Annotated in this window: 5 protein-coding genes and 1 tRNA gene; 4 read left to right on the forward strand and 2 right to left on the reverse strand. The window is 55.0% G+C overall.

The annotated features are described in order from the left end of the window. Nucleotides 1–5 precede the first annotated feature (5 nt). Together tig and CLV45_RS24065 are read right to left on the reverse strand one after the other, a co-directional pair. On the reverse strand, nucleotides 6–1,337 hold the full coding sequence (gene tig, locus CLV45_RS24060; RefSeq protein WP_100339046.1) for a trigger factor: 1,332 nt from the start codon (nucleotides 1,335–1,337) through the stop codon (nucleotides 6–8). 98 nt (nucleotides 1,338–1,435) lie between these two features. Beyond that, a tRNA-Leu gene (locus CLV45_RS24065) sits at nucleotides 1,436–1,517 on the reverse strand. A gap of 317 nt (nucleotides 1,518–1,834) precedes the next feature. Between CLV45_RS24065 and CLV45_RS24070 the strand changes: the two genes are divergently transcribed. From CLV45_RS24070 to CLV45_RS24085, 4 genes are all read left to right on the forward strand, one after another. Beyond that, nucleotides 1,835–4,042: a RelA/SpoT family protein gene (locus tag CLV45_RS24070; protein WP_100339047.1), complete on the forward strand. Its 2,208-nt coding sequence runs from the start codon at nucleotides 1,835–1,837 to the stop codon at nucleotides 4,040–4,042. 149 nt (nucleotides 4,043–4,191) lie between these two features. Further along, nucleotides 4,192–4,665 (forward strand): Fur family transcriptional regulator, encoded by a 474-nt coding sequence (locus CLV45_RS24075; protein ID WP_394338493.1) that lies wholly within the window; start codon nucleotides 4,192–4,194, stop codon nucleotides 4,663–4,665. Beyond that, nucleotides 4,662–5,009, forward strand: a complete 348-nt coding sequence (locus tag CLV45_RS24080; protein ID WP_100339049.1) for an STAS domain-containing protein — start codon at nucleotides 4,662–4,664, stop codon at nucleotides 5,007–5,009. Before CLV45_RS24075 ends, CLV45_RS24080 begins: the two co-directional genes overlap by 4 nt. After that, a complete protein-coding gene (locus tag CLV45_RS24085; protein WP_100339050.1) occupies nucleotides 5,009–6,280 on the forward strand; it encodes an adenylosuccinate synthase in 1,272 nt (423 codons plus the stop codon). Before CLV45_RS24080 ends, CLV45_RS24085 begins: the two co-directional genes overlap by 1 nt. The last annotated feature ends 893 nt before the right edge of the window (nucleotides 6,281–7,173 follow it).

Raw genomic sequence — 7,173 nt, forward strand, 5'->3', positions numbered from 1 at the left:
AAGGTTTAGCTTGCACCCTGAGTCCGGAAGTCCTCGGCCGAAATCGGGTTGTCATTAACAACAACTTTGCCGCGCAGGTTTTCGATGACTTTCTCTGCCAGAATGGCTTCGTACTCCTGTACGTAGTTCTTACCGTTCTCCTGGCGCAGATAGTTGTCGGCGAAGCCGCGGACCGACTCCTGCAGCTCCTCGCTGATTTCGGGCAGATTGAACTGGCCCATAATCTTCTGCATGGTGCGCTCGATGATTTCCTCGTTCGACACCTTCAGGCCCTGCTCCTCAACGACTTTGTTGCGGATCATGGACCACTTCAGCTCCCGCTCGTAGTCGGCGTAGTGCTCTTCCACCTGCTCGGCGGTCAGCTTGCCTTCGTTGGCGCGAACGAGCCACTTCTTGAAGAACTCGGTCGGAATCTGCACCGTGGTGGCGTCCACCATCTTGTCGATTATCTGACGATTTACCAGGTTGTCTGACTCCCGGTCGTAGTTCTCCTGCACCGTGGTGCGTACTTTCTCGTCGAACTCTTCTTTCGAAGTCACGGCGTCTTTGCCGAATACCTTGTCGAAGAGCTCCTGGTTGTGCTCGGGCTTGGTCGTGCGGTTGATTTTCTCCACCGTCAGCGTGTACTCGCCGCTGATGTTGGCGGCCTCTTCCTTGGAGTGGCCCGAGAAATTGGCAATGGCCGAAGCGTCGCCGCCGAAAGCATCCGACAGGTCGAAGGTCAGCACGTCGCCGGGCTTCACGCCGATGAATTTCTCCACGCCGTTCTTCACCTTGTTGATGGGCAGCAATACGGGGCGCTCGGTGGCCTCGTCTTCGCCTTTCTTCAGCTTACCGTACAGGTAGTCACCTTCTTCCGAAACCTCGGGGTTGGTGCTTTCGCCAAACTGACGGCCGATCTGGTCGTGGGTTTCTTCCAGCGTGGCCTCGTCGAGGGTTACCTGGTGGCGGTCGATGGTAATGGACTGATCGGCGGGCAGCTCAAAGTCGGGCAGCAGGCCCAGCTCAAACTTGAAGTCGAACTCCTTGTCGGTATCAAAATTCACGTCGCTGGGCACGGGCAGGGGCTCACCGAGGATTTTGATGTTGTTTTCCTTGATGTAGCCGTCGACAGCCTTACCGAGCAGGTTGTTGATTTCCTCGCCCAATACGCCTTTGCCGTACATCTTGCGCACCAGCCCTACCGGCACTTTGCCGGGGCGGAAGCCCTTGATCTGGGCTTTCTTGCTATATTCTTTCAGCTTCTCGTCCACGGCGGGCGAGTAGTCAGCTTCCGTCAGGTGTACTGTCAGGATGGCACTAAGCTGATCGTCGTTTTTGTCGAAGGTGATATTCAAAGCGGGGTCGTCGGTTAAAGTAAAGGAATCGAAGGGGGCGAAAAAGAAACCCCCAACGGGTGGGTTGAGGGCTCAGGGTACTGTTGAAAACTATTCTGTGCGGATGGAGGGACTCGAACCCACACGCCTTGCGGCACCAGATCCTAAGTCTGGCACGTCTACCAATTTCGCCACATCCGCGGTTCCCGGGCCTATTGCCTCGGGGCCGCAAAGCTACGCAAGCACGGCGAATATTCAAACCACGGCTCGAAATCGGTGGAGAAAGTAGGGGCAAAGACTCTTTTTGTGTGCTAACAAATTGGTAGCGCGAACTTTGCGGTTGGCGGGGCAGACCGATTGTCGGGTATTCAGGTGCGCTGTAAAGTTCGCACTCCTGAAATGAGCAAGGATTTCCGGCTCAGCTTTGTTATAAATGCAGTTTGGGCGTAAAACCCGCCCCGCCCTTCGTACTTTCGTAAGCGTAGTAAATACCGAAGCCCCGGGCTTCACCCCGCATAATGGCCACTCTGATTGACCCCGAAGTAGAACGCAACGAGATTCTTCGCCACTACCGGCGCCTGCTGCGTACCGCTAAGCCCTACCTGTCTGGCAACGACGCCAAACTGATTAAAAAGGCGTTCAACACCTCCCTGGAAGCCCACAAGGAGATGCGCCGCAAATCCGGGGAGCCCTACATTCTGCACCCACTGGCCGTGGCCCAGATTGCGGTGGAGGAAATCGGGCTGGGCACTACCAGCATCGTGGCAGCCCTGCTGCACGACGTGGTAGAGGACACGCCCTGGGAAATTTCGGACGTGGAGCGCGAATTCGGCCCCCGCGTGGCTCAGATCGTCGACGGCCTGACCAAGATTTCCGGCGTCTTCGAGTACGGCACCAGTGAGCAGGCCGAGAACTTCCGCAAGATGCTGCTCACCTTGTCGGAAGACGTGCGCGTGATTCTGATCAAGATTGCCGACCGCCTGCACAACATGCGGACCCTGGACTCGATGCCGCGCCACAAGCAGCTCAAGATTGCCTCCGAAACCATTTACCTCTACGCCCCGCTGGCCCACCGCCTCGGCCTCTACGCCATCAAGAGCGAGCTGGAGGACTTATACCTGAAATACACCGACACCGAGGTTTACAACGACCTTACCAATAAAGTCCGCCAGAGCCGCGGCGCCCGGAACCGCTTTATTAAGGAGTTCGTGGCACCCATCGACGAGGAATTGAAAGCCCAGGGCTTCGGCTTCGAAATCAAAGGCCGGCCCAAGAGCATCTATTCCATCCTGCGCAAGATGCGCAAGCAGAACGTGACTTTCGACGAAGTCTACGACCTGTTTGCTATCCGCGTCATCCTCGACGTGCCCCAGGAGCAGGAAAAAGCCGCCTGCTGGCAGGTTTACAGCATTGTTACGGATTTCTACCAGCCCAACCCCGACCGGCTCCGCGACTGGGTGAGTACGCCCAAGGCCAACGGCTACGAGAGTTTGCACACCACGGTCATGTCGCGCACTGGGCAGTGGGTAGAAGTCCAGATTCGCTCCCGCCGTATGGACGACATTGCCGAGAAAGGCTACGCGGCGCACTGGAAATACAAGGACACCGGCTCGGTGCAGCCCGAATCGACGCTTGAGGCCTGGATTGCCAAGGTGCGGGAAATGCTCGAAACCAACAATTCCAGCGCTCTGGAGTTCATGGACGAGTTTCGCCAGAACCTGTTCGTCAAGGAAGTATACGCCTTTACGCCCAAGGGCAAGCTGGTCATTCTGCCCGATAAAGCCACCGCCTTAGACTTCGCCTTCGACATCCACACCCACATCGGCCTGCAGTGCCTGGGGGCCAAGGTCAACCAGAAGCTCGAGCCGCTCAGCTACCAGCTCCGCAACGGCGACCAGGTCGAGATTCTGACCTCTCAAAAGCAGCGGCCTACCGAGGAGTGGCTGCAGTACGTTATTACCTCCAAGGCCCGCGGTAAAATCAAGGAGTGGCTGCGCGACGACAAGAAAGTCAAAGCCGAAGACGGCCGCTTCATCGTGGAAAAGCGCTTGGAGTTGCTCGGGGTCGAAAATACTCAGGACAACCTAAACCGCATGTTGGCCCACTTCAACGTGTACAACCCCCAGGATTTTTACTACCGCATTGCTATAGGCCAGCTCGACGGTCGCGAAATCAAGGAAAGTCTTTTCGACCCAACTAAGGAAGTCCCGCGCAGCCCATCGATGCTCGAACCTAAAGCCTTTGATCAGGAGGTGCAGAAAATCCGGGGGGTGCGGGCCGACATGCTGGTGATAGGGGAGGAGACCCAGAAGTTCGACTACACCATTGCGCCCTGCTGCAACCCGATTCCCGGCGACGACGTCTTCGGCTTCGAAACGGAGCAGGGTATCGTGATTCACCGCACGTCTTGCCCCAAAGCCGTGGCCATGATGTCGAACTACGGCAACCGCATCGTGCGCGCCAAGTGGACCGATCAGCTGGAACTGGCTTTCCTGGCCGGCATCCGCATCAAGGGCTCCGACCGGGTGGGCCTCGTCAACGACGTGACGCGCATCATCTCCAACAGCCTGAAGGTGAATATGCGCTCCATCACCATTGACTCTAACGACGGGTTCTTCGAGGGACAAATTATGGTGTTCGTCAACGACACCGACCATCTCAACAAGATGATTCAGCGACTTTCCAAGGTGAACGGGGTGCTGCTGGTCGAGCGTTTTGCGTCGTAGAGCACTAAAAAGTTTAAAAAGTATTAAGCAGTACAAAAGGTGCATGCCGGAGAAAGTAAGTGAGGAACTATGCGTTGCGTTGCCGGTTATAGCCTCCGAAACGGGTTGTTTTCCCTACCTTTGGTACTCCTTATATATAAGGTCACATAATGTTGGATAAAGAGAAGTTCGAGGAAGTAAAGAAGATCTTCACCGCTTACCTCGAAAATAAGGGCCTGCGCAAAACGTCCGAACGGTATTCCATTCTGGAGGAAATCTATTCCCGGACCGGCCACTTCGACGTCGAAGAACTGTATGCCGGCATGAAGGCGCAGGGCCTGCAGGTCAGCCGCGCCACGGTTTACAACACCCTCGATTTGCTCGTCGAGCATGGCCTGGTTAGCAAGCACCAGTTTGGCCGTAACCTGGCCCAGTACGAGAAGTCCTACGGCTACCGCCAGCACGACCATGTCATCTGTACCGAGTGCCACAAGGTCGTCGAGTTCTGCGACCCGCGCATCCACGGCATCCAGACCATGGTCGGGGAGCTTTTGAATTTCCATATCTTGCACCACTCTTTAAACCTCTACGGCGTTTGTGGCGACTGCCGCGCTAAAGCAGCCGCCCGCGCAGCCAGCGAATGAAAACTGAATCTACCGTAAGCAACGGCATCCTGCACGTGCGCCTGACCGGCGACCTGATCGGCAGCCCCGACACCCAACAGCTTCTGCAGTCCGTCGACGACCACCTGGGTGAGTCCGTCATGCTCTGCGCCGTCGACCTCTCGGGCGTGCGCTACATCAACAGCACCGGTATCGGCGTTCTGGTTTCTTTGCTCACCAAGTTCCGCAGCCGCGGTGGCGAACTGGTGTTGATTAATCCTGCCGACCATCCCCGCAAAATGCTGGCCTTGACCAAGCTCAACGCCATTTTTACTATTGCTGAAAACGAAACGGCCGCCGCCGAAGCCCTCAAATCTGCTAACTAATGCCCGTTGACGTACTTGTAGGCCTGCAGTGGGGCGACGAAGGAAAAGGAAAGATTGTTGACGTACTGGCCCCTACCTACGATGTAGTGGCCCGCTTTCAGGGTGGCCCCAATGCCGGCCATACCCTCACGTTCGATGGAATCAAGCACGTGCTGCACCAGGTTCCATCGGGCATTTTTCACCCGCATATTATCAATGTCGTCGGCAATGGCGTGGTGCTCGACCCAGTTGTGTTCCGCGTCGAGCTCCAGAAGCTCACCGACCGGGGCGTGGAGTGGGCCAAAAACCTCTACATCTCCAAGAAAGCGCAGCTTATTCTGCCTTCGCACCGCGCCCTCGACCGAATCCTGGAAGAAGCCCGCGGTGGTGGCAAAATCGGGTCGACCTTAAAAGGTATCGGCCCCACTTACCAGGATAAAATTGGCCGCACCGGCCTGCGCGTCGGCGACATTCTCTTGGCCGACTTCCAAGAACGTTACAACGAAGCCGTAGCTCGTCATGCTACCCTGGCCAGCTTCCATGGTCAGCAACTTGATATCGAGCAAGCCGAAACCGAGTTCTTCTCCGCCGTCGACTTCCTGCGCACCCTACAGCTCGCCGATACCGAATATCTGCTCAATGATTTGCTGCGCCAAGGCAAACAGATCTTAGCAGAAGGTGCCCAGGGTTCTCTGCTGGACATTGATTTTGGCACGTATCCCTTCGTTACCTCATCCAGTACGGTAGTAGCAGGCGCTTGCACCGGCCTCGGCATTGCTCCCCGCCACATCGATAAGGTCTATGGCATCAGCAAAGCCTATTGCACCCGCGTCGGCAGCGGCCCGTTCCCCACGGAGCTCCACGATGAGGTCGGTGAGCAAATCCGCGCCGCCGGCCGCGAGTTCGGTGCCACCACCGGCCGCCCCCGTCGCTGCGGCTGGATTGATTTGCCAGCTCTACGCTATAGCATTATGCTGAACGGCGTAACCGAAATTCACCTTATGAAGGCTGATGTGCTGGATGAGTTCGATGAAATCCGTATCTGCACGCATTATCGCAACCCGGAAGGGGAGGAAACCAACCAGCTTCCCGACCTCGGCGACCTGCAAACCATGAAGCCCGTGTACACGAGCTTACCCGGCTGGAAGGTAAATCTGCAGCAAATCAACTCTGCGGATTCCTTGCCCAAGGAGCTTAAAGACTATGTAAGCTTCCTAGAGACTCAGTTGGAGGTGCCCATCAGCATCGTCAGCGTGGGCCCCGACCGGGTAAGCACCCTGCACATGGCATAGACAAAGGCGCTGATAACGGCCTTAAAAGCGAGGCAGGGAAGATTTTCCCTGCCTCGCCTTTCTTTTGTTACTAACTAACAGCTCAACTTTCATTGGAGCTTGATTTTTTTTCGACTATCTGTGAACCAATAAGAGCTTGCAAGTAGTTATACCACAGCCTACAGTAGGATGAGCTTACTACTAAGTAGCGGCCTTCAACGAAAAAGTTGGCCGTCAGGTTTGGAAATCTAAAGGACACCGTGCACTTTTGCACTCCCAAACCAAAACGCGGTACGGGATAAAAGATGAAAACATCTTTTGAACTTCTTTCTTAGCGCTCATTGTTAAGCCCCTTGTCACGAAGAGAAATCTTCAAAAAGTCGAAAAAAAGACTTGACAAAGTCGGTAATGGTTTGCTACCTTTGTCCTCCCCAATCGAGGGGCTCGACAAATCCTGAAACGAAAAAAAACTTTGTTTCGGAGTTGGAAAGAAAGAAAAAAGGTTCTTACCTTTGCACCCCGCTTCGGTCGGAAGCCAGGAAGTTTGAAAAGCGAGCAACGAAAAATACTTCAAATTTTTTTCCTCTCTCGCTTGCCAAATGAAAAACTCTTCTTACCTTTGCAACCCCGAACGGAACGACGCTCGGGCAAGCTTCGAAAATAGAGAGTAGAACACGGCTAGCCTGGCTAGCGCACGGTTTCACCAACAGGGTGAGGCACACGTTCTTTGAATAGTTGGAAATGACAAATAGGTAAGGCTTTCTGCTTGCAAGAGTAGAGAGTCCAAACAAGCGACAACGAAACGAGACTTACTCGTTAATACGAGTCGGATCAGCACTCGACATCAGCTTACTTACGAGTAAGTGTAGGAATTTATACAATGGAGAGTTTGATCCTGGCTCAGGATGAACGCT

Source organism: Hymenobacter chitinivorans DSM 11115 (assembly GCF_002797555.1).
Classification (GTDB): domain Bacteria; phylum Bacteroidota; class Bacteroidia; order Cytophagales; family Hymenobacteraceae; genus Hymenobacter; species Hymenobacter chitinivorans.